The sequence below is a fragment of the Thiothrix winogradskyi genome, from assembly GCF_021650935.1.
Classification (GTDB): Bacteria; Pseudomonadota; Gammaproteobacteria; order Thiotrichales; family Thiotrichaceae; genus Thiothrix; species Thiothrix winogradskyi.
Genome location: NZ_CP091244.1, coordinates 2,064,021 through 2,090,994, shown reverse-complemented (window position 1 = coordinate 2,090,994; position 26,974 = coordinate 2,064,021). Strand labels below are relative to the sequence as shown.

The window sequence follows — 26,974 nt, the reverse complement described above, 5'->3', positions numbered from 1 at the left end:
TTTAATGCGATTACCCTACCGTTTTGCCAATCGCAGTACTATTACTCAACTGGAAAGTATAAGCTGATTGATCCAAATGTGGTGCTGCTGGTGCGTTTCCATACACCTCTACCTCACTCATGTGCAAACAATTGTCCGCCGCTGCTTTGACAATGACATACGCCCCTGACTTTGAGGTACTGAATGTTGTTGTTTGTGCGGTAGCAATACCACTCAGCGTGGCTACTTTATCGCTTTCATTCAACGTGCCATTGTAGGGAGTATTGCTCACATAAACACCTGCACCATTGATCCGCGATGCCCATGAGCTACGGCTAGTGACAACCAGTTTGGAAATCAGGGTTGGATTCGGTAATTTAACCTGCCACCAGTTCTTGTCGGCAGTACAAGTCGTGTGGTTGAAAGTGCTCGCATTGCCATCTATTGCCAAAGAAGCGGCAGAACTGCTGTCGTAATCAGCCCCCTGTGTTGCCACTCCAAACTGGCGGGCAAGATTGATCGACTCCATCACGCGCAGCGCAAAGGCGGGCAAACTGGCTGTTTGCTTGCCATCGGAAACGCTGATGATAATGCCAGTGGTCGTCCCCACATCTGCCAACACCGGCGTACCACTCAACTGCCCCGTTGCTGTATCAAACGTTGCCCATGTGGGTTTATTGGTAATGCTGAAAGTCAATGTATCGCTGTCGGCATCGCTGGCCGTCGGTGTGAAGCTATAAACTGCACCTACATTAACCGATGTAGCAGGGACACCACTAATGGTTGGAACGCGATTCTGTTGAACCACTTGCAGAACGAAAGCTGGCAAGCTCACTGCTGCTGATTTACCGTCGGTCACGCTAATCACAATGCCACTGGTTGTGCCTGTATCGGTGGGTGTACCATTCAGTTTACCCGTTGCGGTATCAAACGCTGCCCATGTGGGTTTGTTGGTAATGCTGAAAGTCAATGTATCGCTGTCGGCATCGCTGGTCGTCGGTGTGAAGCTATAAACTGCACCTACATTAACCGATGTAGCAGGGACACCACTAATGGTTGGAACGCGATTCTGTTGAACCACTTGCAGAGCGAAAGCTGGCAAGCTCACTGCTGCTGATTTACCGTCGGTCACGCTAATCACAATGCCACTGGTTGTGCCTGCATCGGTGGGTGTACCACTCAGTTTACCCGTTGCGGTATCAAACGCTGCCCACGTGGGTTTGTTGGCAATGCTGAAAGTCAATGTATCGCTGTCGGCATCGCTGGCCGTCGGCGTGAAGCTGTAGCTTTCATCCGTATTTACACTCGTCGCCGGTGTACCACTAATCACCGGCGCTTTATTAAGAGCAACCGCAGACACTTGCAGATCAAAAGCAGGCAAACTGACTTTATTCTTGCCATCAGTTACCGCGATGCTAATTCCCTTGGTGACACCAACATGTTTGGCAAGCGGTGTACCTGTCAATGCACCTGTCGTTGCGCTAAAGGTTGCCCACGCAGGCTTTTTAGCAATACTGAAGGTAAGCTTATCGCCATTCGTATCACTGGCACTCGGTGTGAAACTGTAGGCTGAATTAGCCTGTACGCTGGTAGCAGGTGTACCACTGATGGTTGGCGCTGGGTTATTCACTTGAATACTAAACACAGGCAGGCTCACCTTCGTTTTGCCATCCGAAATCGTGATAATAATGCCACTGTAAAGACCCGTTCTGGCACTGGGCGGTGTACCTGTCAATGCACCTGTCGTTGTGCTAAAAGTTGCCCACGCAGGTTTCTTAGCAATACTGAAGGTAAGCTTGTCACCATTCGTATCACTGGCACTCGGTATGAAACTGTAGGCTGAATTAGCCTGTACGCTGTTGGCAGGTGTACCACTGATGGTTGGCGCTGGGTTATTCACTTGAATACTAAACGCTGGCAAGCTTTTTTTGAGTTTGCCATCGGACACCGTAATCACAATACCGCTATAAGTCGCTGCTTGCACACCAGTGGGTGTACCCGTCAATGCCCCCGTCGCAGCATCAAACGTTGCCCATTTCGGCTTTTTAGCGATGCTGAATCTTAATGTTGCCTTTTCAGGATCACTAGCTGTAGGGATGAAACTGTAAGTGCTATTACTCACCACACTGAGTGTTGGTGTACCACTGATGGTTGGCGGAAGATTCGTAGGCGTTGCCGCCCAAACGGGATGAACCACCCACCCCAACAATAGTAAAACACCCCATGCAAGAATAGACTTCATACGCCCCCCAATTTGGCAGTACACTAACAATCAATGACAAACCTCAATTATTAATTAAACTTATAGATTAAAGTGTGACTCCTATCACAAAACTCAACCAATGGCTGCAAGCCGGGCTAATCACCCCCTCACAACACGCCAATATCCTCAGCTTTGAAGCCAAACAACGCCCTGTCACCAATGGCTGGCTGTACAGTTTCATGGTGCTGGGTGCGGCGATTATCGGGCTGGGCATCCTTTCGCTGATTGCGGCAAATTGGCACAACATTTCCGATAGCGTGAAACTCGGCGTGGATTTTGCATTGCTGGGTTTGTTAGCCATCGGTATTTACACGCAATACCCGGAGCGGCAACACAGCGTATGGTTCGAGATATTGCTGGCAGGTTTCCTCGTGCTGTATTTAGCCAGTATTGTGCTGATTGCAGAAATCTTCGACATCAATGGCAAGTGGTATCACGCGCTGCTGTTTTGGGCATTCAGCACGTTTTTGCAGATTTTATTTGCACGGCATTTATGGACACGGCTATTTTGGGTAACGTTATTCCTGCAAGGCATGTGTTGGAGTTTGGTCACTGCCAGCCATGTGGCAAGCGGGCAACGGCTGGAAGCATTACCAGCGGTATTCTTACTCGCCCCATTGCTAAGCGCGGTGCTGTATTACGCTGCCACGTACCTGAAAGCGTTGTATAGCTTGCGCAGTAGCCTGTTTTTTTGGTTTCAACTCAGTGCCATCTGTGCCTTAGCGTTTGCGGATATTGCGCGTTCGGGCGGGGAATTGGCGGATTATCCGCTGGCGTGGTTTCTGCCAGCTTACATGGTGGCGGGACTATTGGCGCTGGGCATTCTGTTACACCGCGACTACCGTTGGCTCAATCGCGTGTTATTGCTGAGCGCATTGGGTTTGTTATTGCTGTATTACTACCCCGATTTGGTGTTCAACGGGCAAAGCCGTTACACCTTGTTTGGCTCTGAAGCGCAGGAAGCGGTGAGTTTTTGGCAAGCCGATGATTTACGAGCGCCGCTGCTAACGCTGGCGATTCTATTTTTGTATGCCTTACACGCGGGGAATAGCGGGCATCAACGCACTTTTCATGTGGTGACGTTTTTGATCGGGTTACGCTTTGTGATTCTGTATTTTCAGGCAATGGGCGGATTGGCAGCTACCGGCGTGGGGCTGATTCTATCGGGCAGTTTGATCATTGGCATTACTTGGCTATGGTATCGCGGACGCGACCGCCTACACGCTTGGGCAAAGGGGTTACGGGTATGAAACGTCAACATTGGCTGCTGATTGCATTGCTGTTACCGATTTTGGCACTGGGGGCTTATGCTTATTGGGCTTCCCAAGGTTCCCAGTCTGTGCCCATTTCCGGCACATCCAGCACCAAATCGCTGCTGGGATAACCGACGCAAAACAAGCCCATGCCAGCGGCTGCATCTTCTTCAAACAGCGCCAGCGGCTCGCCGTCGGGGTAATACATATCCCCCGACACGATTTTACCCATGCACACGCCACATACCCCGCCACCACAGCCCCACGGCACGGGAATTTCCTGCCGTAAGGCGGCTTGCAATACCGTTTCCCCTGCGGTTACGTCGAATCGAAACGGGGTTTGCAAAATGGTGACGCGGTAATTCATGGGCGGCTTACTTAGGGAATTTGTAGTAAGTTTCGTTCAGGAATGCCGTGACTTTATCCAAATCTTCGTCGAACAATTTAGTACCTAAATTGGCATCACAGCGGCGCACCTGACCCGCCAACATGGTCAAATCGGTCATTTTGCGGTCAGCACGGGTATACACACCGGAATCGTGGCAACTGATGCAGTTGGCATCATGAATCGTCTGCCCCGGATGACCGCCATTAGCAGCCACTTGTTCAGTTGCTTGCGGCGGTGAACTCGGCGCAATCGCCTGAGCAGTTTGCTCGGCAGATTTAGCCGCTTCAGTTGCTGGCGCACTCGCTTTTTCACCGCAAGCACTCAGCATAACAACCGATACCGCCATCATCACTAGCGTTGGTGTAAATAATTTCATCATTAACCTCTTATTTTTCATCAGAAATCGAATGTCAGTGTACCACAGGCAACGTAAATAAACGCTGATCATACGCCACATCACCCCACAACACATGCGCCAGTGCTTCATCCACTTGTTGGGGTGTGGGTGTTGTCCCCGGCAGCAAACGTTGTTGCTGCTTATCATAGACAAACCCTGCTGCCGGTTTACCCGCTTGCAGTACCGTCACCTGCTTACCCTGCATATACGCGAAATTTTTATCGTACTGCATCATGGCTCGCCCTTCCCAAGCGTCTGGCGTTTGGGTTAAATCGCGCCCCAGCATGGGATAATCCGCCGAAATGCCCATCAATGACAGCAAAGTAGGGGCTAAATCAATCTGGCTCACCAGCCGCGCATCACGCTTGACCGGCACACCTCCCCCCACAATGACCCCCGGAATATGGAAACGCGGCACGGGCACTAAATCATCCCCCAACACCCGTGAATCATGATCTGCCACAATCAGAAACACCGTATCGTTCCAGTAATCGGCTTGTTGTGCCTGCTCAAAAAACTTACCCAAGGCATAATCGGCATACTTGACTGCATTATTACGGGTTTGCTTAGGCTGTTCATACGGCTCAATCCGCCCATCAGGGTATTCAAACGGGTCATGATTACTGGAACTAAACACCAAGCTAAAGAAAGGCTTACCCGCCGCGTGCATCTGCTTGAACTCCGCATCCGCCCGCAACAATAAATCCTCATCCGACACGCCCCATGAACCCACAAATGCCGGATTAGCGTAATCTTTTTGCTCAATAATGTGCTGGAAACCATTGCCTAAAAAGAAACTGCGCATATTGTCAAAGTGGCTTTCCCCGCCGTAAATAAACTGAGTGCTATAACCTCTGCTGCCCAACGCTTGTGCCAAAGTAAAAAAGCCCGTTTGGCTTTTATTCAACTTCACCACCGCCTGTGCGGGTGTTGGGGTAAAGCCCGTTACCACCGCTTCAATGCCACGCACTGAGCGCGTGCCGGTGGCGTACAGGTTTTCAAACAACCACCCTTGTTGCGCCAAACGGTCAATATTCGGGGAAAGCGGCAAACCGCCCAACGCCCCCACGTATTGCGCCCCAAAACTTTCCTGCAACAAAATCACCAAGTTTTTCGGCTTACCACTGTAACTGGCGGTATTGCGACTCAAGGTTGGCAAGGCATCCGAAATAAATGCCGACGCTGGGCGACCACTGGCTTCACGTACATGGCTGATGATTTTATCCAAAGGCATTTGGCCGTACATGGCTGCTGATGAACCGCTCTCTGCCCGCATTTGCGACACGGCAAACAGCAGCGAATACGCCGAATTCGTCACCAACGCATTCACGGTTGCATCGGTCGAAAACGCCACCATCGCCGGATTTAATGCCCGATGCCCTAAAGTCGAACGCCCCGCCAACACCGTCAAAAGCAACATGACCACTACCCACACCGGGCGCACATACCAACGCGGCAAGCGCAAATCCTGCAAGCAACGCCCTGCCAAGCGCCACCCCAACCATACCGCCAAGCCACCCACGACAAAGCCCGCTGCCAATTCCAACTTATGCCCCAGCCACAGCGTATTAAACACTTCTTTGGGGTAAATCAGGTATTCCACAAAAATCTGATTGGGGCGCAACCCGTATTCCAGCAAAAATCCCGGTGTTGCCATTTCCATAAACACCAGCAACCACAAGCCAAAGGTCAACCAAACGCGCATCAACCCCAGCCACAGCTTGCCCAACCAATGCTCACCCGCGAGGATGACAGTTAACACCGCAGGCAAACCCCACAGCCAAGCCACCGTCGCCAAATCAACCCGCAAACCTTGCAGCAACATCACGCCCCAGCCTTGCGCTGCCGTCACTTGCTCGCTGTACCACAGCATAAACCCCAAGCGACTCAACGACAGCAATACCATGCCCAGTAATGCAAAGCAGGCAAACGGCCAAACCACGCCCAGTGACGACTTCAATGACTTGATAGTGAACATTCGATACGTTCCTTTACTTGATCAAACGCCAGTAGCACGGCGGCAATACTGAGCTGTTGCATGGCATTCTTATCCTTGACCCGTGTGCGCCAAGGTAACTGTGATAAGGGCTTGCCGTATTCGGCTTCGACCAAGGTTTGGTAAATACTCACCGCCTCGGCTTGCCCGAAATACGCGCCGACTCTGGCGGGATTATGGTGGGCATACAAGCCGATGACCGGCGTTCCCACCAAGGTCGCCAAATGCACCGGGCCAGAATCCGGGGCAATCACCAGCTTGGCTTGTTGAATCAAGGCTAACATCTGTTTGAGGGTCGTGTTACCCACTTGGTTCAATACCGCCACTGGGCAAGCAGCAAGCACTTGCGTGGCTAAGGCTTGCTCATTGAGGGCAGGACTGCCACACACTACCACTTGCCAGCCGCTCTTGACGGCATGTTCCGCCAATGCCGCATACCCTGCAACCGTCCAGTTTTTGTAGGCTTTACTGGAAGCAGGCACAATAATCACACTGGGTTTTGCGTTTAATTGCGACTTTGCCCATTGCTGATCAGCGGGGGAAATCGTTACCTGCCAACGCGGCGTGAGATCTTGTATACCTAACACTTTCGCAAATGCCATTAACCCATCCACCACATGGGGTGCTGTGGGAGAAGGTACTTTCACATTGGTAAATAATGGCTGGGCATCATTGGCACGTTGCGCATCAAAGCCCAAGCGGTAACGGGCGCGAATTCCTAGGCTCAATACACTGGCACGTAACGCGGCTTGCACCTGCAATAATGCATCGAAACGCCGCCCGCGCAATTGCCGCCAGACCGCTAGATACGCTTGCCACCCCTGTTTTTTGTCAAACACGATGACTTCGACATTGGGCAAATCACCGAATAAGCTGGCCTCCACCTTGCCCATAACCCAAACCAGCGTAGTGCTGGGCCATTCGCGTTGAATCGCTTGCACCAGTGCCAAGGTGTGGCAAACGTCACCGATTGCTGACAAACGCAATACGCACACCGCACGGGGAGGACTTGCAAATAAAGCCAAAATGAATACCACTGGGATAAAACAAGGCAAGCATTATGCAAACTCACCCGGCAATTGTAAAATGCGCCCACTTCCGCCAGTTGAGCCACTATGGACATTATCACAATACGCAATACCACCTACCTATTAAACCCGAACTACGCGGCACACTTTCAAGCGGAACATTTCGAGCCTGCATGGTGGCAAGCGCAGAATGCCGTGGTTGGGCAATCACACGGGCGCGGCATTACCTGGTTTGTGCAACTGGGGCAACAACAGGGTGTATTACGGCATTATTATCGTGGCGGCTGGCTGGGAAAACTCCTGCATGACCGTTATTGGTTTACGGGATGGCAGCGCAGCCGAGCAGCAGATGAGTTCCGTTTGTTGCAAACCATGCAGGCGCAAGGTTTGCCTGTGCCTACGCCGTGGGCAGCCCGTATCCAACGGTACGGCTGGTTTTACCGCGCGGATTTGCTGCTGCAACGCATCCCCGACGCACACGATGTCGTCAGTCTGTTACGCACCCGCCCCCTCAGCCGTGACGAATGGCACACGCTGGGGCAAACGCTGCAACACTTGCATCGCGCCAATATTGACCACGCGGATTTGAACAGCCATAACCTGCTCTTGGATAAAGCGGGGAAAGCGTGGGTGATCGATTTTGATAAAGGTAAGCAACGTCCTGCTGGCGGGGCATGGCAAGTAGCCAATATGCAGCGTTTGCAGCGTTCATTCCGTAAAGAATTGCACCTCAACCCTACGCTGCATTGGCAGGAAAGCGACTGGCAACTATTGCTCGAAGGTTACGGCAGCACTTGCTCCAAGGCTTGAAGGGTGCGCTGCAACGCGCCACGATTGGCTGCTACGACTTGCTGGGCGGCAGCTCCCATGCGTTGGCACACACCGGGGTTTTGCAATAAGTCGAGTACTTGCACGGCCAAGGCTTCCGCATCCTGCACCACCACAGCCCCGCCACATTGCACCAATTGCAGAGTAATATCGCTGAAGTTGAAATAATGCGGCCCCGTGAGGCACGGCTTCCCCAAAGCGGCGGGTTCCAGCAAATTATGCCCACCAACTGGCACCAAACTCCCGCCCACGAATGCCACATCCGCCGCCGCCAGCATCAGCGGCAATTCGCCCATCGTGTCGCCAAGATACACTTGCGTCGTGGGCAATACCTGCCCCGCTACACTGCGCCGCACTGCGCTAAAACCTTGGCTGGCACACAACGCCGCCACTGCATCAAAGCGCTGCGGATGGCGTGGCACTAACACCAGCAACGCCGCTGGCATCTGCGCCAAGACTTGCTTAAACGCCTGCAACACTGGCTCATCTTCGCCTTGGTGCGTACTTGCCGCAATCCAGACCGGACGGCTTCCCCACGCCTCCCGCAACGCCAGCCCTTGCGACACCACGCTGTCAGGAAACGTCATATCAAACTTGATGGAACCCGTGATGTGCAACTTAGCCTCTGCCACGCCCAAGGCACGAAAACGCGCCGCATCATCGGCATGTTGCACCAATAACTGTTGCACCGGCTCCGCCCACAAGCGGAAAAACGCCGGAAACCGTTGATAACGCTGAAACGAACGCGGCGACAATCGCGCATTCACGATCACCACGGTTATTTGCTGACGCTGGCAAGCCAGCATGTAATTCAACCAACGCTCAGTCTCGATCACCAGCAACGCTTGCGGGCGGGTACGACGCAAAAACAGGCGCACCATCCACGGGCAATCCAGCGGCGCGTAACGGTGGATAACTCCATTCCCCAGCTTAGCCGCCTCATCCGCTCCCGTGCGCGTCGTCGTCGTCAACACCAAGGTCAGCTCAGGATATTTGGCACGTAAGGCTTGAATCAACGGTTTCGCAACGATCACTTCCCCAACACTGGCGGCATGAATCCACAGTGGCTTATCGGCATGAACAGGTGGGATAAACCCAAAATGCTCCCGCCAACGCTTGCCAAAACCACGCCCCCCACTACCGGATGTATGCAATTTAAACAGAATAATCGGCAGCAATAGGCAAAAAATGACGTTATAAACGATCATCATAACGATGCCCGCCTTCCGGCTTATCTTTATAACGCCGATGTGTCCACAAATACTGCGCCGGAAACTCACGCACCTGCTGTTCAATCAGTTGATTAATTAAGGTGGTATCCGCCAGCACCGAATCACTCGGAAACGCTTTCAAAGCCGGTAAAAACCGTAACAAATAGCCCGTTTCAGTACGCATCGTAAAAAACGGCACCACTTGCGCCTTACCTAACGCTGCCAAACGGCTAGTTGCGGTATTGGTTGCGGCTGGCACACCAAAAAACGGCACAAATACCGAATTTTTACGCCCGAAGTTTTGATCCTGTGCATACCAGACGGCAAATCCCTGGTGCAAACTGCGGATCATGTCACGGATATTGTCACGCGGAATCGCTTTACCGTAACGCTGCGCCCGTAAGCGCGTGGTCCGTAATTCAATCAGCGGATTACGATGCGGGCGGTATACCACATGCAAGGGGAAATATTGCGCCAACAAGCGCCCCCCCAGTTCCAAACTGGTAAAATGCGCACTCAGCAACACCACGCCCCCCCGTTGCAACGCGGCTTGCAAATGTTCCATGCCTTCGATCCTGGTGCGTTGGTTTAAACGTTCCAGATTGCCCCACCAGCTCAAACCCAATTCAAACAGACCACGCCCTAAGGAAATAAAATGCGACCGATTAAGTTGTTCACGTTCGGCGGCAGAATGGTTGGGGAAAGCCAGTTCCAAATTGGTTCGACTGATAGCACGTCGTCGTGGCAGCGCATGGAACATTAATAGCCCCAACACTTTACCCAGCCACATTTGCAACTGCCAAGGCAACTGGACAACCAGCCATAAACACCCCAGCCCTAACCATGTGGGCCAGTAACGCGGGGATAAAAAAGTGTGTTGAATCGTTGTTTCCACGTTCGGTTTAGTAGTGTTTGCGGCTGCTTATGGTAAACTTTTCTTCCTAATTTTGCCTGCTTTTCTGTGACAAGGCACGGTCAGCATCAGCATAAAGCGAGGAATGAAACAACTAACATGATAAAAAATACAAGCTTAAATGGATTTAAACGCTGGCAATCGCAGCTTGGAAATATCAACTCTTGGTTACTTATTGCGCTAATCTTCACCTTTACCATGAGCATGGCTATCGGTAACGCCCTGCTATTCCTGATACTAATACTGTGGTTAATCGAAGGTGATTTCGCAAAAAAGTTCAATAAAATCAAGAACAATCCAGTTGCATGGGCAGCTATCGCCTTTGTGGGATTGCACTTTGTGGGGCTATTGTGGACAAGCGACTGGGGAGGCGCTAGGTTTATTCTAAAAAAAGAGGTCGAGTACCTCATGCTGCCAATATTAATGACCGTTGTGCGCCCACAACACATTCCGCATTATTTTACTGCGTTGATACTCGCGATGCTGATAGCCGTCGGCATTTCTTACGGTCTATACCTTGACGTACTGCCTCATTACAGCGTCTTGCGCTTAGAAAACAGCGATGACACGACCCCCTTTGTTAGCCATATTGTTTATAACCCCATTTTAGCCTTCACTCTCTACTTATTACTGTATGCTGTATTTTTACGTAAAGATTTATCGGTAACACTCAAAACAATTGGTATCGTACTCTTCATTATCATGGGTCTTAATATGTTCCTTACTGAAGGGCGTATGGGGCAACTGGTCTTTCTGGTGTTGCTTGCCTTATTTGTTTTTCAGTATTACCAAGGGCAATTGCTGAAATCTGTATTACTGAGCGGCTTATTGCTCATGACTTTAGCACCCGCTGCCTACCTGTTCAGCCCCGTGGTACAAGAGCGCGTCAATCAGGCGATCCACGAGGTGAAACACTATCAACAAGAACCCAATTCCAGCGTAGGGCTAAGGGTCATTATGCTCTTAAATTCCATTGAAATTATTAAAGAAAACCCCGTTTTCGGCGTAGGCACAGGGGATTACCGGCAGGAATACCGCCGTGTGAATCAACAAAACTTTCCCGAAGCCACACGCGGCGAAGAGCTGAAACATTCGCATAATGTGTATATACAAGAATTGGTACAATTTGGAATATTGGGTTTAGGTGTACTGCTTTACCTGTTTTATACCATGTTACGCCACTATCGGCAGTCCGACAGCCCACTTAAACCGGTTATGCTGGCGTTTCCAGTTTTTTACGGTGTGATTTTTTTTACCGATGGCTACATTATGGATCATTACCTCAGCTTGCTTTTCTTATCGCTAGGAGCGCTGTTATACACGGAATATGGGCAGCGGCATGGTTAAACAAATCCTCATTATTATTCGCCGGGTCAATGGTGATGTCCTATTAACGTCTCCATTGATTCAGCATTTACGAGACCATTATGAGGGAGTCGACATTGATTTGCTGGTGAATGATGACACCTTGGCAATTGCCAAAGCCTTGCGCCCGATTCGTCAGATTCATGTCTACTCGTATCAATGGAAAAAACTACCGTTATGGGCACGTTTGCAGCAGCACTGGAAACTCGTGCGCACATTGTACCAACGCTATGATCTTGCCATTTCACTCACAACTACGGATAGCAGTGTCTTGTATGCCCGTCTTAGTGGACGCACAGCCATGAGTGCGATTGACGTTGAAGCCAGCAAAAATTGGTGGAAGAAACGCCTGCTCAACCATTACTATCTGCTCAGTCCACACCGGCACATGATCTTAAATAACCTTGAACCGCTGCGTTTACTAGGGATTCCTGTTGGCAAAGTTGCCTGTAAAGTGCATTACAGCGCAACAGCGCACGACACCATGCAAGCAAAATTGCGTGCCGCGAACATCAAACAATTCCTGATTTTTCACCCATCAGCACAACATGGTTACAAGGTTTATCCAGAAGCCCTGCGCCATGCATTGCTCGGTAAACTCAGTCAACTCGGCATTGCGATTATTGTCACGGGCGCAAAAACACCGTTGGATTTACACATTAAAGCCAACCTGCCGGTATTACCCAATGTGCATGACTGGATAGGTGCAACCAGCATGGAGGAGTACATCGCATTAAGTGAACAGGCACTGGCTTATGTGGGCGGGGATACCCTGAACATGCACATTGCTGCCGCGCAGGACAAGCCTATTTTCGCGATTTTCGGGCCTACGCTGCTACCTATTTGGTCGCCTTGGAATAATGCGTTGCAAACCGCAGCAACACACAGCCAAGCGCAACAAACCTACGGCAATATCACCATTTTTCAAGCTGATATGCCGTGCGTACCCTGTGGCAAAGCCGGTTGTAACGATCAAAATGGCAATAGCGAATGCCTGTCACGGATAAATCCCGCTACCATAAACGCCGCTGTCAGCCATTGGCTAAACCACCATCATCAAGAGAGCATTCATGACCAAAATTAGCGGCTTAGTCATCACCTACAACGAAGCCAAACACATTCGCGCCTGCCTTGAATCGCTGTGGCAAGTCTGTGATGAAGTCATCGTGATTGACTCCCTCAGCAGCGATGACACCGTAGCCATTGCCACCGAACTGGGTGCGAAGGTGTATTCGCAAGCATTCCTCGGCTACGGCCCACAGAAAAACTACGGCGTAGACCACTGCCAACATGCATGGGTACTGAGTTTGGATGCGGATGAACGTTTGGAGGCGGATGCCATCAGCGACATTCAAGCGTTAGACTTAGCCAATAGCGCGTATGACACCTATGCGTTTCGCCGCAAAAACCTGTTTCATGACAAATGGATACGCTGCACCTCATGGTATCCCGATCATGTGCGGCGCTTATTCAACCGTGAGAAAGTGCGTTTTTCCAATGCGCAATGCCATGAAAAAGTCGAAAGCACCGCGCATACCGCACTGAAATCGCACATTCGGCATTATTCCTACACCAACTATCACGACATGCTGCACAAGCTGAATAAGTATTCCACCCAATACGCACTCGACAATGCCACCAGCCAACGGCGTGTTAGCGTCTGGTCGCCGCCACTGCATGGCTTGGGAGCTTTCCTGAAAAACTATTTGCTCAAAGGCGGTATTGGCTGCGGCTTTGACGGCTTCACCATCTCACTATTGAATGCGCTGGGGTCTTACCTGAAATACGCCAAGTTGCTCGAAATCCAACGTTATAAGAACACTGGTTTGGGCTAGAACTCAGCAAAAAACACGACCGCCTCATTCGTCCAACAAAGCCGTAGCAATTGCCACATTGTCCCGCAAGTGCTTGGGATTCAACGTCCCCAGCACCACGCTAGTAACACCTTGCTGGGCAAAAATAAACGCCAGCGCTTGTTCCACCGGATTGCCGTTTTTCGCGCCCAACTTATCCAAATGCCCGCTGGCAAAAGCTTTTTTCACCAGCACCGCTTTGTGTTGCGCCGCTGCCGCTTCCAGCACTGGCAATTCATCGGTATACACTGGATTGTAAGCCGCCATCACCACATCACAGCCGAATTCATACGCCAGCAATGCGCCTTCCACGGTTTTGGAGGAAATCCCCACCGTGCGAATCCAGCCTTGCTGCTGCATGGTTAACAGCGTATCCAGCACCGCTTCCTCGCGCAAAATCCGCACATCATCCCCGTCCGAATGAATCAGCACCATGTCGAGGTAATCGGTTTTCAGCAAACGTAAGCTGTTTTCCACGCTCTGGCGCGTCCCTGTGGCGCTGAAATCAAAGTGGGATTCGCCATCAACAAACCGTTCCCCCACTTTGGTTTCAATCACCCACTCATGGCGAGCATTCGGCAATAACTTGCCGATACGCGCTTCACTCAAGCCGTAAGCGGGCGCGGTATCCAGCAAGTTAATCCCAAGATCGAACGCCAGCGCGAGCAATTCCCGCACCTCGCGATCCGTCGGCAATTCAAAGCCTTGCGGGTATTTCACCCCCTGATTGCGCCCGAACTTCACCGTTCCCAACCCTAGAGGACTCACCGCAATGCCCGTGTTCGCCACCAGACGCTTTTCCATCATCCAAAAATATCCTTGTAAGCGGCATACACCGCGCCCATCATTACCGGAATCAGCACCAAAAAGCCCAGCATGAAAGGAATCGAAGCTACAAACGCCAACGCGGCATAAAACAAGACAAACACCACGAAAGGTAAAACATTCGCCAACGTGCCTTGCAAGCTCCCTTTGACCGCATCAATCGCACTCATGCCCTTAAAAATCACCAATGCTGGTGCGAACGTAAACAACATGCCTAAGAAAATCACCACCACAAACATGAATAACAAGGCACTCAGCCCCAAGTTGAAACTCGGCAACCCGGTCAGCTCATCCACTTGAATAGCGCTACCGATGAATAGCGTACTCAATACCGCAGCCACCAAGCCACCGCCTAACATCAGCGCCCCCACGATCAATAACTGGTTACGCTTTGGTTCATCTTTAAACATACCAAATACATCGGTGATTTCTACGGGAGTACCCGCTTGGGCATTTTTGACTGCTTGTAGCATCCCTGCTGTTAAAATCGGCACCAGCAAATTCAATACCACCCCACCGATGAACGGCAACATACTCGACACCAAAACAATGATACCGAACAATAAACCCATCAGCGCCCAATTCGCGGGATTCGACATAAACACCTGCCAACCCTGCTTAAACCATTGAATCGCTTGCAATGGATCGACATTTCTGACTTTTAGCATCGGGGAACTCCTTTGAGGAATAGTAAAATTGCCCCAAGTATAGTTGCCCCACTGCCGTAAGACGCAAAAACCTGTTCCATTCCCGCGCATTTGAACGATAAGCGGCTCACGGTATTAGACAACACTTAAAGCCACCTGCCGTGCTGAACCAAAGTCCGTCTTGCCGCTGCCGAGCTTGGGAATTTCCGCCAGACTGCGAATCGTGGAGGGAATCGCCAGTGCATTCATGCCGCCATCCAACAACTTGCGTTTTACCGCCGCTTCGTCATAGGTTCCCGCCATCAGCAATACGATCTTCTCGCCTTTTTTATCATCCGGCAAATTGACCGCGACCAATTCCAGTTCCGCATCGCCCAAAATTTGCCGCACTTGGTGTTCGACCGCTGTCAAACTCACCATTTCCCCGCCGAGTTTGGCAAAGCGCGAATAGCGGTCAACAATCGTCAGGAAGCCATCTTCGTCCACATGTCCCTTGTCGCCGGTTTTGTACCAACGTTGCCCGTCGAATTCGGCAATCGCTTGCGCGGTTTTTTCCGGCGCATTCAAATAGCCTTTCATGACTTGCGGGCCACCGATCAGGATTAAGCCATCCGCACCCGTCGGCAAAGTTTCCAACGTATTCGGGTCAACAATGCGGAAACTCGTTCCCGGCAATGGCAAACCTACCGTGCCTTCTTTATTCGCTGCCTGCACTTTCCAGTAATGGGTATCAAGCTGATCGGGCAAATTCACGCTGGCAACGGGTGAGGTTTCGGTTGCGCCATAACCTTCCAGCAATTTCTTACCGAATTTATCGAGGAATAAGCGGCGGACTTCCGGCGCAAGTTTTTCTGCTCCCGCGACCACGTAGCGCAAGGACTGGAACATTAGCGGATGCACGCGGGAATTTTTCGCATACAAACGCAAAAACGTCCCCGTGCCAAACAGCAAGGTTGCCTCGTAACGCGCTACACCTTTGGCGATATTCACCGCATCGGTCGGGTCAGGATGGCATACAATCGGAATGCCTTCTGACAACGGCATCAGGGTGCTCGCCAGCAAACCGAAGGCGTGGAAAGTCGGCAATGTCCCCATGATTACATCGTTATCCAGCGTATTCAGCGCATCCGCCACCTGCCGCGCATTCACCGCCAGATTGCGGTGGGAAAGCTCAATGCCTTTGGGCGCACCTTCGCTGCCGCTGGAAAACAGAATCGCTGCCGTCGTATCCAAATCAATTTTCGGAATGTACAGCCATTGCAACAAACGGGTTGGCAATAACATCACCATCAACAGCGTAGTCAGCAATTGGTGTTTGGGGATTTCCGCCTTCAAATCTTCCAAAAACGTCAGCGGGGTATCGGGCAAAATCGCCGGAATATCAATTCCACGTTCTTTCAGCTTATCCAGAAAACGCTTGGAAGTGTAAACCCGTTGCAAGCCCGCCTGTTGCACCGCGCTATGAATCGACTCGCCGCTGGCGGTGTAATTCAGATTCACAATGGTTTTGCCCAGCGTCAGCACTGCCATATTCGCAATCGCTCCGCCTGCGCTGGTCGGCAATAACAAGCCAATATTCTGTTCCGGGCTAAGCTTTTTAATCAGCACCGCAAAGCGGAATACCGCCGTCATAAAACGGTGATGGCTCAAGGGTTCGCCGATCACATCCGCCGCTGCCATGCGGAAACTCATGCGTTTTGCTGCCCGCAGCCAATTAACCGGAATCGGGTCGATCAGGTGTGAATACGCTTCCCACGATGCAAACGACAAATCAAACACCTTTTGTTTCAATTCGTGCGCGGGAATGGTTTCCGGCAAGACTTTACCAAACGACACCACGATGTCACGCTTGAAACCGGACTGGCGATTTTCGCGCAAAAAGCCGCTGGAACGCGAAAACCGGCTGCCCCACAAACCGTGCAGGTAAAACGGCACAATTACCGCACCTGTGCCTTTCACCGCTTTTTCATAACCGCGCTTGAATTCGGATAACTGCCCGGTACGGCTAATCGTGCCTTCGGGGAATAAACACACCACCTCGCCCGCTTTGAGCATTTCCGTGACTTTTTCCAGCGAATCCGCACTCGCCTCGCTGCTGATGGGAATGACACCGAACCAGTTGAGGAAACTTTTTAAATACCAGCGTTCGTAATAGCCTTTTTCGATCACGAAATGCAGTTGACGCGGGCTTGCCATTTGCACCAGTGCCCAGTCGATGAAACTGATGTGATTGCCCAGCAATAACACGCCGCCGGATGCGGGCAGGTGTTCAAATCCCAACACTTTCAAGCGGTAACGCGCCCGAAACAAACGGCTAAACACAAAACGCAACAACGATTGCGGCATGTGATACAACGTATACAACGCCCCCGCCGCCGTGGTCACGGTGAGGATGGTCATTAACAACGCATCTCCCAATCCCTGCCAAGCCAATAACGCCGCCACGCCGACGAACGCCAGCATCACCACACTTTGCACCAAGTGATCAATCACCGTCGCTTTCGGCTGTTGCGCCACCGGCACGTGATAACGCAGCAAAGCGTTTAAGGGTGCGACAAAAATTCCGCCCATCACGCCCAAAAACAGCAATAAGGCAGCAAGCAATGGCGGCGAGAGTTGCCACCCCAATACAATCATACTGCCCATAATCCCCAGCGCACCGACCGGAATCAGCCCCGTTTCAATATGCGTCGCGGACAGATTTCGTGCAATCTGTATCCCAATCAACAAGCCGATAACGCTTAACCCCAACCACACCCAATGCGCCGGATAAATCGCCAACAATGCCAGTAAAATCCCCCAGAAAACCGCCTTGCCCATGATCGTCAACCACAAATCATCGTGGTGACGCACTGCCTGCCAATCCGCCCGCGTACAGCCCGCCCGCCGGAACGTCACCGCACTAAACAGCACAAACGGCAACACCAACAAGAAAACGGCAACAGGTCGGTCAACCCAGTGCTGCAATAGCGGGCTAAGCAATAAACTGACGATCACAACGATCAACCCGTAAAGGTAGGTGGTTGGCTGCATGGGTTGGCTCTCCTCTGTTCTCTATCGTTATTAATGTGTCCGCACGATACCGTTTAATGGATTTATCATGCAAGCCGAATCAGATCTTTACCCATGACAATCTTTTGTTGCTTATACAGCAAACCGATCGCCCGCTTGAAATGCGCCTTGCTCACCTGAAACTCACGGTAAATGTCTTCCGGCGAACTTTTATCGGTAAACGTCGAACTGCCGCCACGCGCCTGCAAATGATCGAGAATTTTCTGCGCCAAGGCATCCTCTACCACTGGGCTTGGCAATTGCAGGATCAAATCAATTTTCTGATCGGGGCGAATCGCTTTAATAAATCCCGACACCCGTTCCCCAATGTGCAAAGGCTGAAACACTTCATTCGCATACAGCAAGCCGAGATGCGTCGCGTCAATCACCGCTTTGAAACCCAGTTCAGTGCGTTCGTAAATCATTAGCTCCACCGGCTGACGCGCTTGAAACGACCCACCGAATTCATTGAGAAACAAATCCAACCGTGATGAAGCCACAATGGTTTCGGTTTTCTCATCCAAATACACGCACACCACGTAAGCTTGCCCTTGCTGCATTAAATGCGCCTGTTCTTGACGCGGCACCAGCAAATCTTTGGGTAAACCCCAATCCAAAAACGCCCCGACGCGATTCACATCCACCACGGTTAAGCACGCCACCTCCCCCACCGCCGCCAGCGGCTTATCGGTGGTGGCGATCAAACGGTCTTCCGAATCCAGATAAATGAACACGTCCAGCCAACTGTCGACGGCACAATCTTGCGGCACATAACGCTTGGGCAAGAGGATTTCGCCGTAACTACCGCCATCCAGATACACCCCAAAGCCGGTGAGTTTGGTAACGCGCAGTTGATTGTACTTACCGATTTTTAACATAAATATTGCTCCACAAAAGCGGGGACGATTTGGCTGGCGAAGCCGTTGATGGACTGGTGAAACAGCTCACTATTGCTGCCGGGGTCGAGGTTTAATTCCACCGTGTGTGCGCCGCTGTCACGGGCGACTTCGACAAAACCAGCGGCGGGGTACACATTGCCGGATGTGCCAATAGAGATGAATAAATCGCAGTGTAACAGGGCGGTTTCAATCTGGCGCATATACAAAGGCATTTCGCCGAACCAGACGATATGCGGGCGCATTCCGCCGGTTTTGCCGCAGCTTTTACACTCGGTGTGTGCGCCGATGTCCTCCATGCAGTCGTAACCCATGCCGCAATGGTTGCAGCGGATTTTGTTCAATTCACCGTGCATGTGCAGCAAGTTTTCGCTGCCTGCGCGTTCGTGCAGATCATCGACGTTTTGGGTAACGAGCAACACATTGCCGGAATGTTCGCGTTCCAGCCGTCCAAGAGCGAGGTGGGCGGCATTCGGTTGCACAGTGGGGTCGAGCAATTGCTGGCGGCGCGTGTTGTAAAATTCGTGCACCAGCGCGGGGTTGTTGGCGAAACCTTGCGGGGTGGCGACCTCTTCGATGCGGTGGTTGTGCCACAAGCCGTCACTGGCGCGGAAGGTTTGAATGCCGGATTCGGCGGAAATGCCCGCGCCGGTGAGGATGACGATGTTCTGATACTTGTTAATCATTTAGCCTGCTTTTTTCAGTAATCGTTTGAGTCTTGGATCATGCTGTATCTCCTAATTCTTCAGGTGAACAAGGCATATTTTAACACTTTATTGAATCACTCCGAACTTACCCCTCACCCCAACCCCTCTCCCTCAAGGGGCGAGGGGCTAAGAGATTGTTTTTCTTGCTCCCCCTCGCCCCTTGAGGGACGACGCTGAAAGCGGCTGGGTGCGGGGGCTGGGGGGTGAGGGGATTACGGCGGTAACGCCGTTACTAAATGCTTCCTTCCAACCCAAACAACCCGTAAACCTCCCGATTCAACGCCTGTTCTTGCGCGGCAAGCTGGCAGCTCAAATCCTGAAGCACCGCTTTATCCTTGTCAAACCACGCTTCCCACGTATTGCGTCAAGCAGCCACGACTGTTGTTGGCAGCCAGTGCCTTGCTGAGTGAGCGCGGGTGAAATAAACGTTGAGTGTTCGACATGGGGAAAGATTAGCCTCTGATCAGGAGGGCTAATCCTATCACCTCAAAGCCCGCCGGACATCATTAGCAAGCCAAAAAACGGCGCAAGCACAATCCCGCCCAGCACAGCGGTTACGCCATCCGCCGCCAGTGTCAGCGGGGTCAGGGCAATTTTCGCGGCTGCATCCGTCACACCATCCGGCGCAATCACCGTCAATTCATACGGCTGGCGGAAGAATGCCGTTTGCGGCACTCGCACGTTGCCTGCCAGATAGCGCGTTCCCTGAATAGCCGCACGGTATGCCACGGTATTGCCCTGTTGGCTGAAGCCGCGTTGGGTTAAAAATTGGTGTTCCTCCACCGTGAGTTTGCCCACATCGGCTTGCAAAGTATAACTACCGCTCACGCCCTGCCCCGCATTCACGGTGAAGTTGTCGAAGGTCGGGGTAAGTTTGGCGCGTCCCTGCCATTGCAATACCGATTTCAACGGCTCATTCAGCGGAAAAATGAAGTGGTGTTGCTCACCTGCGACTACCAACGTGGCTTTATCAGGTGTGATTAGGAAGCTGTTGATTTTTTCAGTGCTAGTGTTTTTGCTGGAATGTAAGGCGTGCGTGGCGCAGCCAACACTAGCAAAACTCAAGACGGCGATGAGCAGGTAACGGAGCAAGTGGCGCATAAGGATTCCCTGTTTGACTTGGTTGATAATGGAAACATCATGCGCCAAGCACTACGTCATGGAAAACACCTGCCTCATAAGTCGCACCACACGCTACTTTACGTCGTAATTTCCGCTACTTGCTGCTACCGAGTTTTACTTTTACCGAAAATCAGGAACAAAATCCCCCATTCATCGTAATCAAAAAACCGCAGAACCACATGAAAAATCACTCATGGCGCAAACGCCTGCTAATCGGCTTCCCGTTAACGCTCACCCTGCTAATCGCAGTACTGCTGCTGTTGCGCGAGGTGTTTTTCACGGGCGCAGTTGTACCGCCTGCACCGATTAATCGTGGAAAAATCATCGACATGCACACCCATATTGCAGGCATCGGCGCGGGCGGCAGCGGTTGTTATATCTCGCCGTCATTACAGGAAAATTTCCGCTTCAAGCAGTACCTTGCGGGTTTTGGGGTGACGCTCCAAGAGCTGGAACAACACGGCGACAGCATTGCGGTCGATAAAATCGCAGCACGCTTACGGGATTCGCAGGCAGTGCAAGGTGTGGTGTTATTGGCAATGGATGGCGCGGTCGACACCCAAGGCGAGCTGGATTTGCCGCGCACCGAGATTTACATTCCCAACGAATACGTGGCGGCACAAGTCAAACGTTACCCCGATTTGTTTTACTTCGGGGCCAGCATCAACCCCTACCGCAAAGATGCACTTACCCAACTCGAACAGGCGAAACAGCAAGGTGCAGTGCTGGTGAAATGGATTCCCAATATCCAGCATATCGACCCTGCCGACCCGACACTCACCGCGTTTTACCAGAAAATGTGCGAGTTGAATCTGCCGCTGTTGAGCCACACGGGGCAGGAACGTTCGTTTAGCACCGCCAATGATGCTTATGGCGACCCGAAGCGGCTGGAATTGCCGCTATCTTTGGGTGTCACGGTGATTGCTGCGCACATTGCCACCACGGGGGGAAATCACGGGGAAGACAATTACCAGCGTATTTTGCCACTGTTGCCACAATACCCGAATTTATACGTCGACATTTCCAGCCTCACCCAAGTCAACAAACTGGGGTTTCTGGACAAGGCATTGCGTGAACCACGCTTGCAAGGACGGTTGCTGTACGGGAGCGATTTCCCGCTTTCCAATATGATTTTGACTTCGGCTTGGTATTTTCCACTGAATTTAACCAAGGAAGAGATGCGCCGCATCAATAACATTCCCAACCATTGGGATCGAGATGTGGCGTTGAAACAGACACTGGGCGTGCCGCCGGAGACGTTTACACGCAACGCTGCGGTATTGGGAGTGCAGTAAATGGCGCGTTAAGCGACGTTCACCCTGATCAGATAGCATGATTCCTTAACCATACTGTCATCATTTTCTGGCAATCTACGCCCCTCACATCAACACAAACCATTGAGGGTATGCATGGAAATTATTGTTGGGATTGTGGTGGGTTTGCTGGCATTAAATCTGCTCAGTTATCGCATCTTAAAACCACGCCTGATTAAGCAGCAACGATGGGATTTGAATATTTGCTGCGGCAATACGTCAGTCGGGCGCGTGAATGCCGATATTGTGGCGCAACCGGGCGTGAACAATTTCATGCTGATTCCCGATATTTACCAGCTACCGTTCAAAGACGGTGAATTTGACGAGGTATTGTGTTCACACACCCTTGAGCATGTAGAAGACCCGCAAGCGTTTTGGGATGAACTGAATCGCGTGGGCAAACGTGTCACGCTGATTCTGCCGCCATTGTGGGATGTCGCCGCCGTGCTGAATATTTTTGAACACCGCTGGATATTCCTGACGTTTAAAAAGGCGCACACAACACTGCCGCCCTACATCCGCTTTGCGTTCGCGCATTACTATCAGGAACGTTTTGGGCATGTGGTTGCGAATAGCATTTGGCAACGTTTGCTAAAATCGGGCAGTAGCGCTTAATTTCAGGCAGAGAAACTGGCGTAAATGTCCATAATGCCTTCACATTTTGGTGCTGGCTGCGTTACGGGTTATGGGTATTGCGCCAATTCCGCCAGCAACTGCGGGTAGAGTGTTGTTGCCCACACAGGCACATTTTCAACGGGAATTTGCGCCCCCGCTTGGCGAAAATCAGTCGGGGCAATCACCACCCGCATATTTTCCTTGCCCACCCATGCGGCTAATGCAAACAACTCTTCCGCCGCCTCATCGCCCATCGCCAAACAACCAATAGACTGGGCTTTGCCGTGAATCATAATGTCTGAACCGAGGTTTTCACGCCCATCTGCCGCCCCCATCGCCCGATCAAATGCATTCGGGTAATTCAGCCGCAGTGATACGTGAAACAAGCTATTGGGGTTTAACGACTCAATGTTATAAATGCCCTCCGGCACTTGGCGGTCGCCTTCGCGGAGCTTCGGCCCTAGAATGCCGCTGGCGGCTTGGATGGGGTAAGCTTTCACTTGCCTCCATGCGCCTGTTGGGTCAGCCGCGTAAAGCTCCAACCGCTTGCTGTCTTTGAATGCCAGCAACGTGATGGCAGCAGGCGGCAACGCAATGCCTGCTTGCTGAAAATCAGCAGCAAGCCGTTGTTGCACAGCCGTACCAAATTGCGTTAGCCGATCATTCACACTGTATTGTTGTGTAATTTTAAGCTTGAAGTAATCCATCACGATTGCCGCCTTGCTGGGGAAAAACAAAGCGAATCCTACGCCAAGAAAAGGGAGGATTAACAGCGTGAAGACGAATTTTTTAAGCATCAAGTTACATCCCAGTGATAGCGTAATGATGGATAAATCGCATCGGTCGGTACGCCAAGCTGCGCGGCAAAACGGCTGACAATGATGCAAGCGGCGGGCGTGACGTTATCTCGTGTGCCGTAGAGCCAGGTGGCACGTTCCATGTGATTCACCGCAGAGAGTCCTTTGGTTAACGATGAGGGCAGTAAGGGCTTTCACCAGATGTCAGCGGATTGAAGATGCGAGTACCGTGAATAGTGAAGGTTTGGTCGCCGTTGTATAACACGATGGCTTCCTCCAAACAATCCGAAGAGGTGGCGCGAAAACTTTCAATGCCTTTCAGAAAACTGCTGGAAAAGGTTGCCGACGATTTGATTTCTATCGGTAATAGCCGCTGATTCTGACGAACCAGCAAGTCTACTTCGTTACCCAATGAATCACGGTAGAAAAACAGGTCGGGACGCAAGCCGCGATTGAGGTGTGCTTTCAGCACGTCCAAAATCATCAGGTTTTCGTATAAATTGCCGCGTAACGGGTCGCGGGCGACTTGCTCGGCAGATTGGATGCCCAGCAAAAAAGCGGCTAAACCCGTATCAGTGAAATACAACTTGGGGGATTTCACCACCCGTTTACGAATATTTTCAAAGAAAGGCGGCAATTCAAACAGGATGTACGATGCCTTCAACACGCTAATCCATTGCTGGATGGTAGAGGCTGATACGCCCACATCATTGGAGAGCGCCGCATAATTCACGACTTGCCCGACCCTTCCCGCCAACGGGGTTAGAAGTTGTTGAAATTTCCCCAAGTCTTTCAGATTGAGTAATGCCCTGACATCACGCTCTACATAGGTTTGCAGGTAACTGTTAAAAAAGCGGTTCGGTTGCAGCGCATTATTGTGTAGTCGAGGGAATTTTACCGATATTATTACCTCTATTCGCTAATATATAGGATAAAAGTCTGCAAATCACCAGTTCAATCGACGATTTGCAGATCTCCCATGCTGATCACCTGTTTGTCGCCAAAAGTCAGCGTGGTGTTTTGCCCGAAGTATGCGCCGTTGAGGTGTGGGTAAGGGTTCATCGCGGTGAGGGTTTTCAAAGGTTCTTTGGTGATGTGATTCATCACTGATTGTAAACGCGGTGGTAGGTGCTTGCATCAGGAATGCGGAAATCATAGTGGTAGTGCGCGGGTTCTTTCCATCGTTTTGTTGCTCGCGCCGATATGCTTGTTCTGTGTCGAACATGGCTTGGTTCGTGCGTGTTATTGGCATTGTTAACTGTCCTTGTTGAATGGATTTTTAATTATAGGTTGAATTATTCAAGTTGCATTTATGATCTGTGGTTTTTTAGGGAACATGTTGCTGGGAATGCGCGGGATTAATCAGCCCATATATCGCCATGTCGTGATACACGCCATCCTTGAGGACTTCTTCACGCAAGACCGCTTCGTGCTGCATTCCCATTTTTTGCATGACCCGCCCAGAGGCTGGGTTGCTGACGAAATGCCGTGCGACGATTTTGTGTAAATCCAGTACCTCAAAACCGTAGTGGATCAGGGCTTGCGCAGCCTCCGTGCAATAGCCGTTGCCCCAATAAGGAACACCGATCCAATAGCCGAGTTCGGCGCGTTTTTGGGTACTGCGTACACCTAGGCTGACCGTGCCAAGGACAGTGCCGTTAGTGACATCGGTAACAGCAAGCGTAACGTGTTGATTGGTGTAAAATTGGTGGGCGTGGGTTGCAATCCAACGTTCTGCATAGCCTTCTGCAATACTGACAGTTTACATCACTGCTAATGCGTATCCACCCACCACACCGTCACACACCCCGCCGCATACATCAACACATCATGGAAACTGAAGCTCGTCCCCACCACCACCCGCGCCCAACCGGTCAATTGCAGTACATCCGCCACACGGAACAATTGCGCCAATTCCACCACCACAGCAAAGGCAAACACACCGATTGCCAGCCGTTTCGGTTCCACATCCCAAAAAGCTTTCACCGCGCAATACACCAAAATCACCACCAGAAAATCGCCGAAATAAGCGCGAATGAAGGTGTAATCGTTGAGCTTGGTGGCGATAATCACCTCAATGACAAACAACGCGATAGCGGCAAATAGCATCGGCAAATTCAAACGCATAGTAACTCCTTTAATTCAACACTTACCGACTCGGCGGGCAAAAACCCAGAAAATCCGGTTTAGGGCAACTCGGCTCAACTCCCGTCCATTTTTGGCAATGCCCAAACGCATCCGCTTTTTCGCAATCCGGGTGTGGCGTGGCGCAGGCATTCAGCCCCAGCAGGCATAGCCAAAGCAGTAAGTGTTTTCCGTAGCGTTTCATGGTGATTCCTCCATCGTTATTATCAACCGTTTTAACACCGCCGCACACGCCGCTGGCTGCGTTTGCAGCAAAAAATGACCAGACTGCGCAATGCGGGTGATTTCCACATGGTAAAAGTACCGCCGTAACTCATTTGCACACCGCTCCGGTACTGCCCAATCATTGACTGCCCGCAAATAATGACAGGGGATTTCCCAGCGTTGCGCCAAGGCAAACGGGCGTGCTGCTGCAATCAGCCGCAAACGGTACGCCGCCACGCTGGGCAGCACTTGCTCCCGCACCGGTTTCAGCAAGGCTTGTAAGCGTGCATCAATACCCAACAATCGCAGCAACGACTCAGGTAACGGCAACCGCCACCAACGTTCCAACGGCAAATGCATCGCCAGTTTCAACAACCACGGATGCGGTGCACTGGCAAACGACGCACAAAAAATAACGCTGCGTAACGGGATTCCCTGCCTCAGCAATTCCACCGCGATCAAGCCGGAAAACGATTCCGCCAGCAATACCGTGTCGATGTCGAACGTCACTTGTGCGCGAACTTGTGCCGCCAGTGCTTCCACCGACAGGCATTGATCGGGCGGGTAACAAATGACCTGAACCGGAAATGCTGCCCCCAACGCTTCCAGTAACGGCTGGAACAGCAAGCCCGTGCCATCAAGACCGGGGAGGAGGACGAGTTTTGTTGCCATCATTTACCCCACAAAAACGTTACTCGGTTTGCATCAAGGGCGTGAACACCGCACGGGTCAGGCTTTGCAAGTCTTGCGGGGCAAGCTCGATTTCCAGCCCGCGCCGCCCAGCACTCACGTAAATCGTCGGAAATTGCAGGGCAGACTCGTCGATGAAGGTTTTCAGCAGCTTCTTTTGCCCCAACGGGCTGACCCCGCCGAGTACGTAACCCGTGGTGCGGGCAACCAGTGCTTTGTCTGCCATGTCAGCTTTTTTGGCGTGGGCGGCTTTGGCGAGGTGCTTCATGCTGAGCATCGCGGCGACTGGCACGATACCGACGGCGAGTTCTTTGCCATCCAGACTCACCACCAGCGTTTTGAATACTTGCGTGGGGGGAAGCCCTAGTTTTTCGGCGGCTTCTAAACCGTAGGCGGCGTTGTCCGGGTCGTGGGTGTATTCGTGTACCTTGAAGGCGATCTTGGCTTTTTTGGCGAGGTTGATGGCTGGGGTCATGGGTTTGTTACCG

29 protein-coding genes and 1 pseudogene are annotated in these 26,974 nt (G+C 51.6%); 7 read left to right on the top strand and 23 right to left on the bottom strand.

Features of this window, described 5'->3' with window-relative positions:
* Positions 1 to 10: 10 nt before the first annotated feature.
* On the bottom strand, positions 11 to 2,221 hold the full coding sequence (locus L2Y54_RS10685; protein WP_236501879.1) for a discoidin domain-containing protein: 2,211 nt from the start codon (positions 2,219 to 2,221) through the stop codon (positions 11 to 13).
* A gap of 74 nt (positions 2,222 to 2,295) precedes the next feature.
* On the opposite strand from L2Y54_RS10685, the gene L2Y54_RS10680 reads away from it, so the two are divergent.
* On the top strand, positions 2,296 to 3,492 hold the full coding sequence (locus L2Y54_RS10680; RefSeq protein WP_236501878.1) for a DUF2157 domain-containing protein: 1,197 nt from the start codon (positions 2,296 to 2,298) through the stop codon (positions 3,490 to 3,492).
* A gap of 61 nt (positions 3,493 to 3,553) precedes the next feature.
* On the opposite strand, the gene L2Y54_RS10675 is transcribed toward L2Y54_RS10680, so the two are convergent.
* The 4 genes from L2Y54_RS10675 to L2Y54_RS10660 are packed head-to-tail and all read right to left on the bottom strand — an operon-like array spanning position 3,554 to position 7,301.
* Positions 3,554 to 3,862 (bottom strand): 2Fe-2S iron-sulfur cluster-binding protein, encoded by a 309-nt coding sequence (locus L2Y54_RS10675; RefSeq protein ID WP_236501877.1) that lies wholly within the window; start codon positions 3,860 to 3,862, stop codon positions 3,554 to 3,556.
* A 7-nt stretch (positions 3,863 to 3,869) separates the two neighbouring features.
* The gene (locus L2Y54_RS10670; RefSeq protein ID WP_236501876.1) at positions 3,870 to 4,262 is read right to left on the bottom strand and encodes a hypothetical protein; all 393 of its coding nucleotides are present in this window, start codon (positions 4,260 to 4,262) and stop codon (positions 3,870 to 3,872) included.
* Between the two features lie 31 nt (positions 4,263 to 4,293).
* On the bottom strand, positions 4,294 to 6,258 hold the full coding sequence (locus L2Y54_RS10665; RefSeq protein WP_236501875.1) for an LTA synthase family protein: 1,965 nt from the start codon (positions 6,256 to 6,258) through the stop codon (positions 4,294 to 4,296).
* Positions 6,237 to 7,301 (bottom strand): glycosyltransferase family 9 protein, encoded by a 1,065-nt coding sequence (locus tag L2Y54_RS10660; protein ID WP_236501874.1) that lies wholly within the window; start codon positions 7,299 to 7,301, stop codon positions 6,237 to 6,239. The genes L2Y54_RS10665 and L2Y54_RS10660 overlap by 22 nt, the downstream gene beginning before the upstream one ends.
* 90 nt (positions 7,302 to 7,391) lie before the next feature.
* On the opposite strand from L2Y54_RS10660, the gene L2Y54_RS10655 reads away from it, so the two are divergent.
* Positions 7,392 to 8,114, top strand: coding sequence for a 3-deoxy-D-manno-octulosonic acid kinase (locus L2Y54_RS10655; RefSeq protein ID WP_236501873.1), 723 nt, complete (start codon positions 7,392 to 7,394; stop codon positions 8,112 to 8,114).
* On the opposite strand, the gene waaA is transcribed toward L2Y54_RS10655, so the two are convergent.
* Together waaA and lpxL are read right to left on the bottom strand one after the other, a co-directional pair.
* Positions 8,087 to 9,343 carry a lipid IV(A) 3-deoxy-D-manno-octulosonic acid transferase gene (gene waaA / locus L2Y54_RS10650; RefSeq protein ID WP_236501871.1) on the bottom strand — a complete coding sequence of 419 codons (1,257 nt, stop codon included), beginning with the start codon at positions 9,341 to 9,343 and terminating at the stop codon, positions 8,087 to 8,089. The genes L2Y54_RS10655 and waaA overlap by 28 nt on opposite strands.
* The gene (lpxL, locus tag L2Y54_RS10645; protein WP_236501870.1) at positions 9,327 to 10,238 is read right to left on the bottom strand and encodes an LpxL/LpxP family Kdo(2)-lipid IV(A) lauroyl/palmitoleoyl acyltransferase; all 912 of its coding nucleotides are present in this window, start codon (positions 10,236 to 10,238) and stop codon (positions 9,327 to 9,329) included. The genes waaA and lpxL overlap by 17 nt, the downstream gene beginning before the upstream one ends.
* 117 nt (positions 10,239 to 10,355) lie before the next feature.
* Between lpxL and L2Y54_RS10640 the strand changes: the two genes are divergently transcribed.
* The 3 genes from L2Y54_RS10640 to L2Y54_RS10630 are packed head-to-tail and all read left to right on the top strand — an operon-like array spanning position 10,356 to position 13,456.
* Entirely contained in the window at positions 10,356 to 11,603 is a 1,248-nt protein-coding gene (locus L2Y54_RS10640; RefSeq protein ID WP_236501869.1) for an O-antigen ligase family protein, read from the top strand.
* A complete protein-coding gene (locus L2Y54_RS10635) occupies positions 11,596 to 12,705 on the top strand; it encodes a glycosyltransferase family 9 protein (RefSeq protein ID WP_236501868.1) in 1,110 nt (369 codons plus the stop codon). Before L2Y54_RS10640 ends, L2Y54_RS10635 begins: the two co-directional genes overlap by 8 nt.
* Entirely contained in the window at positions 12,692 to 13,456 is a 765-nt protein-coding gene (locus L2Y54_RS10630; protein WP_236501867.1) for a glycosyltransferase family 2 protein, read from the top strand. The genes L2Y54_RS10635 and L2Y54_RS10630 overlap by 14 nt, the downstream gene beginning before the upstream one ends.
* 24 nt (positions 13,457 to 13,480) lie before the next feature.
* On the opposite strand, the gene L2Y54_RS10625 is transcribed toward L2Y54_RS10630, so the two are convergent.
* The 6 genes from L2Y54_RS10625 to L2Y54_RS10600 form a co-directional block, all read right to left on the bottom strand.
* Entirely contained in the window at positions 13,481 to 14,281 is an 801-nt protein-coding gene (locus tag L2Y54_RS10625) for an aldo/keto reductase (RefSeq protein ID WP_311196237.1), read from the bottom strand.
* Positions 14,278 to 14,967, bottom strand: coding sequence for a BPSS1780 family membrane protein (locus L2Y54_RS10620; protein ID WP_236501866.1), 690 nt, complete (start codon positions 14,965 to 14,967; stop codon positions 14,278 to 14,280). The genes L2Y54_RS10625 and L2Y54_RS10620 overlap by 4 nt, the downstream gene beginning before the upstream one ends.
* A gap of 114 nt (positions 14,968 to 15,081) precedes the next feature.
* Positions 15,082 to 17,979, bottom strand: coding sequence for an AMP-binding protein (locus L2Y54_RS10615; RefSeq protein ID WP_236501865.1), 2,898 nt, complete (start codon positions 17,977 to 17,979; stop codon positions 15,082 to 15,084).
* 65 nt (positions 17,980 to 18,044) lie between these two features.
* Entirely contained in the window at positions 18,045 to 18,875 is an 831-nt protein-coding gene (locus L2Y54_RS10610; RefSeq protein WP_236501863.1) for a CvfB family protein, read from the bottom strand.
* Entirely contained in the window at positions 18,869 to 19,579 is a 711-nt protein-coding gene (gene cobB, locus L2Y54_RS10605; protein ID WP_236501862.1) for a Sir2 family NAD+-dependent deacetylase, read from the bottom strand. Before cobB ends, L2Y54_RS10610 begins: the two co-directional genes overlap by 7 nt.
* Before the next feature lie 507 nt (positions 19,580 to 20,086).
* Positions 20,087 to 20,701 (bottom strand): hypothetical protein, encoded by a 615-nt coding sequence (locus L2Y54_RS10600; RefSeq protein WP_236501861.1) that lies wholly within the window; start codon positions 20,699 to 20,701, stop codon positions 20,087 to 20,089.
* A gap of 200 nt (positions 20,702 to 20,901) precedes the next feature.
* Here L2Y54_RS10600 and L2Y54_RS10595 point away from each other — a divergent pair, with 200 nt between their 5' ends.
* Positions 20,902 to 22,017, top strand: a complete 1,116-nt coding sequence (locus tag L2Y54_RS10595; RefSeq protein ID WP_236501860.1) for an amidohydrolase family protein — start codon at positions 20,902 to 20,904, stop codon at positions 22,015 to 22,017.
* A 114-nt stretch (positions 22,018 to 22,131) separates the two neighbouring features.
* On the top strand, positions 22,132 to 22,650 hold the full coding sequence (locus L2Y54_RS10590) for a methyltransferase domain-containing protein (protein ID WP_236501859.1): 519 nt from the start codon (positions 22,132 to 22,134) through the stop codon (positions 22,648 to 22,650).
* 68 nt (positions 22,651 to 22,718) lie between these two features.
* On the opposite strand, the gene L2Y54_RS10585 is transcribed toward L2Y54_RS10590, so the two are convergent.
* The 10 genes and pseudogenes from L2Y54_RS10585 to ybaK form a co-directional block, all read right to left on the bottom strand.
* Positions 22,719 to 23,447, bottom strand: a complete 729-nt coding sequence (locus L2Y54_RS10585) for a L,D-transpeptidase family protein (protein ID WP_236501858.1) — start codon at positions 23,445 to 23,447, stop codon at positions 22,719 to 22,721.
* Positions 23,447 to 23,590 carry a hypothetical protein gene (locus L2Y54_RS10580; protein ID WP_236501857.1) on the bottom strand — a complete coding sequence of 48 codons (144 nt, stop codon included), beginning with the start codon at positions 23,588 to 23,590 and terminating at the stop codon, positions 23,447 to 23,449. Before L2Y54_RS10580 ends, L2Y54_RS10585 begins: the two co-directional genes overlap by 1 nt.
* A gap of 26 nt (positions 23,591 to 23,616) precedes the next feature.
* Complete coding sequence (locus L2Y54_RS10575) at positions 23,617 to 24,234, bottom strand: ATP-binding protein (RefSeq protein ID WP_236501856.1); 618 nt, start codon at positions 24,232 to 24,234, stop codon at positions 23,617 to 23,619.
* A gap of 167 nt (positions 24,235 to 24,401) precedes the next feature.
* Positions 24,402 to 24,551 (bottom strand): hypothetical protein, encoded by a 150-nt coding sequence (locus tag L2Y54_RS10570; protein ID WP_236501855.1) that lies wholly within the window; start codon positions 24,549 to 24,551, stop codon positions 24,402 to 24,404.
* 223 nt (positions 24,552 to 24,774) lie between these two features.
* Positions 24,775 to 24,900, bottom strand: a complete 126-nt coding sequence (locus L2Y54_RS21705; RefSeq protein ID WP_255697936.1) for a GNAT family N-acetyltransferase — start codon at positions 24,898 to 24,900, stop codon at positions 24,775 to 24,777.
* Between the two features lie 39 nt (positions 24,901 to 24,939).
* Positions 24,940 to 25,173, bottom strand: a pseudogene (locus L2Y54_RS21870) (GNAT family N-acetyltransferase); the annotation flags it as partial.
* 47 nt (positions 25,174 to 25,220) lie between these two features.
* Positions 25,221 to 25,574 (bottom strand): ribosomal maturation YjgA family protein, encoded by a 354-nt coding sequence (locus L2Y54_RS10565; RefSeq protein WP_236501854.1) that lies wholly within the window; start codon positions 25,572 to 25,574, stop codon positions 25,221 to 25,223.
* Positions 25,575 to 25,596: 22 nt separating this feature from the next.
* Complete coding sequence (locus L2Y54_RS10560; RefSeq protein ID WP_236501853.1) at positions 25,597 to 25,776, bottom strand: hypothetical protein; 180 nt, start codon at positions 25,774 to 25,776, stop codon at positions 25,597 to 25,599.
* Positions 25,773 to 26,471 carry an alpha/beta fold hydrolase gene (locus L2Y54_RS10555; protein WP_236501852.1) on the bottom strand — a complete coding sequence of 233 codons (699 nt, stop codon included), beginning with the start codon at positions 26,469 to 26,471 and terminating at the stop codon, positions 25,773 to 25,775. Before L2Y54_RS10555 ends, L2Y54_RS10560 begins: the two co-directional genes overlap by 4 nt.
* 16 nt (positions 26,472 to 26,487) lie before the next feature.
* Positions 26,488 to 26,961: a Cys-tRNA(Pro) deacylase gene (gene ybaK, locus L2Y54_RS10550; protein ID WP_210219158.1), complete on the bottom strand. Its 474-nt coding sequence runs from the start codon at positions 26,959 to 26,961 to the stop codon at positions 26,488 to 26,490.
* Positions 26,962 to 26,974 lie beyond the last annotated feature (13 nt).

What these genes read in the sequence shown, in the direction of transcription:
- L2Y54_RS10685 (WP_236501879.1), bottom strand. Translation starts at nt 2,221, where the DNA reads ATGAAGTCTATTCTTGCATGGGGTGTTTTACTATTGTTGGGGTGGGTG.
- L2Y54_RS10675 (WP_236501877.1), bottom strand. Translation starts at nt 3,862, where the DNA reads ATGAATTACCGCGTCACCATTTTGCAAACCCCGTTTCGATTCGACGTA.
- L2Y54_RS10670 (WP_236501876.1), bottom strand. Translation starts at nt 4,262, where the DNA reads ATGATGAAATTATTTACACCAACGCTAGTGATGATGGCGGTATCGGTT.
- L2Y54_RS10665 (WP_236501875.1), bottom strand. Translation starts at nt 6,258, where the DNA reads ATGTTCACTATCAAGTCATTGAAGTCGTCACTGGGCGTGGTTTGGCCG.
- L2Y54_RS10655 (WP_236501873.1), top strand. Translation starts at nt 7,392, where the DNA reads ATGGACATTATCACAATACGCAATACCACCTACCTATTAAACCCGAAC.
- waaA (WP_236501871.1), bottom strand. Translation starts at nt 9,343, where the DNA reads ATGATGATCGTTTATAACGTCATTTTTTGCCTATTGCTGCCGATTATT.
- L2Y54_RS10640 (WP_236501869.1), top strand. Translation starts at nt 10,356, where the DNA reads ATGATAAAAAATACAAGCTTAAATGGATTTAAACGCTGGCAATCGCAG.
- L2Y54_RS10635 (WP_236501868.1), top strand. Translation starts at nt 11,596, where the DNA reads ATGGTTAAACAAATCCTCATTATTATTCGCCGGGTCAATGGTGATGTC.
- L2Y54_RS10630 (WP_236501867.1), top strand. Translation starts at nt 12,692, where the DNA reads ATGACCAAAATTAGCGGCTTAGTCATCACCTACAACGAAGCCAAACAC.
- L2Y54_RS10625 (WP_311196237.1), bottom strand. Translation starts at nt 14,281, where the DNA reads ATGATGGAAAAGCGTCTGGTGGCGAACACGGGCATTGCGGTGAGTCCT.
- L2Y54_RS10620 (WP_236501866.1), bottom strand. Translation starts at nt 14,967, where the DNA reads ATGCTAAAAGTCAGAAATGTCGATCCATTGCAAGCGATTCAATGGTTT.
- L2Y54_RS10615 (WP_236501865.1), bottom strand. Translation starts at nt 17,979, where the DNA reads ATGCAGCCAACCACCTACCTTTACGGGTTGATCGTTGTGATCGTCAGT.
- L2Y54_RS10610 (WP_236501863.1), bottom strand. Translation starts at nt 18,875, where the DNA reads ATGTTAAAAATCGGTAAGTACAATCAACTGCGCGTTACCAAACTCACC.
- cobB (WP_236501862.1), bottom strand. Translation starts at nt 19,579, where the DNA reads ATGATTAACAAGTATCAGAACATCGTCATCCTCACCGGCGCGGGCATT.
- L2Y54_RS10600 (WP_236501861.1), bottom strand. Translation starts at nt 20,701, where the DNA reads ATGCGCCACTTGCTCCGTTACCTGCTCATCGCCGTCTTGAGTTTTGCT.
- L2Y54_RS10595 (WP_236501860.1), top strand. Translation starts at nt 20,902, where the DNA reads ATGAAAAATCACTCATGGCGCAAACGCCTGCTAATCGGCTTCCCGTTA.
- L2Y54_RS10590 (WP_236501859.1), top strand. Translation starts at nt 22,132, where the DNA reads ATGGAAATTATTGTTGGGATTGTGGTGGGTTTGCTGGCATTAAATCTG.
- L2Y54_RS10585 (WP_236501858.1), bottom strand. Translation starts at nt 23,447, where the DNA reads ATGCTTAAAAAATTCGTCTTCACGCTGTTAATCCTCCCTTTTCTTGGC.
- L2Y54_RS10580 (WP_236501857.1), bottom strand. Translation starts at nt 23,590, where the DNA reads ATGGAACGTGCCACCTGGCTCTACGGCACACGAGATAACGTCACGCCC.
- L2Y54_RS10570 (WP_236501855.1), bottom strand. Translation starts at nt 24,551, where the DNA reads ATGAATCACATCACCAAAGAACCTTTGAAAACCCTCACCGCGATGAAC.
- L2Y54_RS21705 (WP_255697936.1), bottom strand. Translation starts at nt 24,900, where the DNA reads ATGCAAAAAATGGGAATGCAGCACGAAGCGGTCTTGCGTGAAGAAGTC.
- L2Y54_RS10565 (WP_236501854.1), bottom strand. Translation starts at nt 25,574, where the DNA reads ATGCGTTTGAATTTGCCGATGCTATTTGCCGCTATCGCGTTGTTTGTC.
- L2Y54_RS10560 (WP_236501853.1), bottom strand. Translation starts at nt 25,776, where the DNA reads ATGAAACGCTACGGAAAACACTTACTGCTTTGGCTATGCCTGCTGGGG.
- L2Y54_RS10555 (WP_236501852.1), bottom strand. Translation starts at nt 26,471, where the DNA reads ATGATGGCAACAAAACTCGTCCTCCTCCCCGGTCTTGATGGCACGGGC.
- ybaK (WP_210219158.1), bottom strand. Translation starts at nt 26,961, where the DNA reads ATGACCCCAGCCATCAACCTCGCCAAAAAAGCCAAGATCGCCTTCAAG.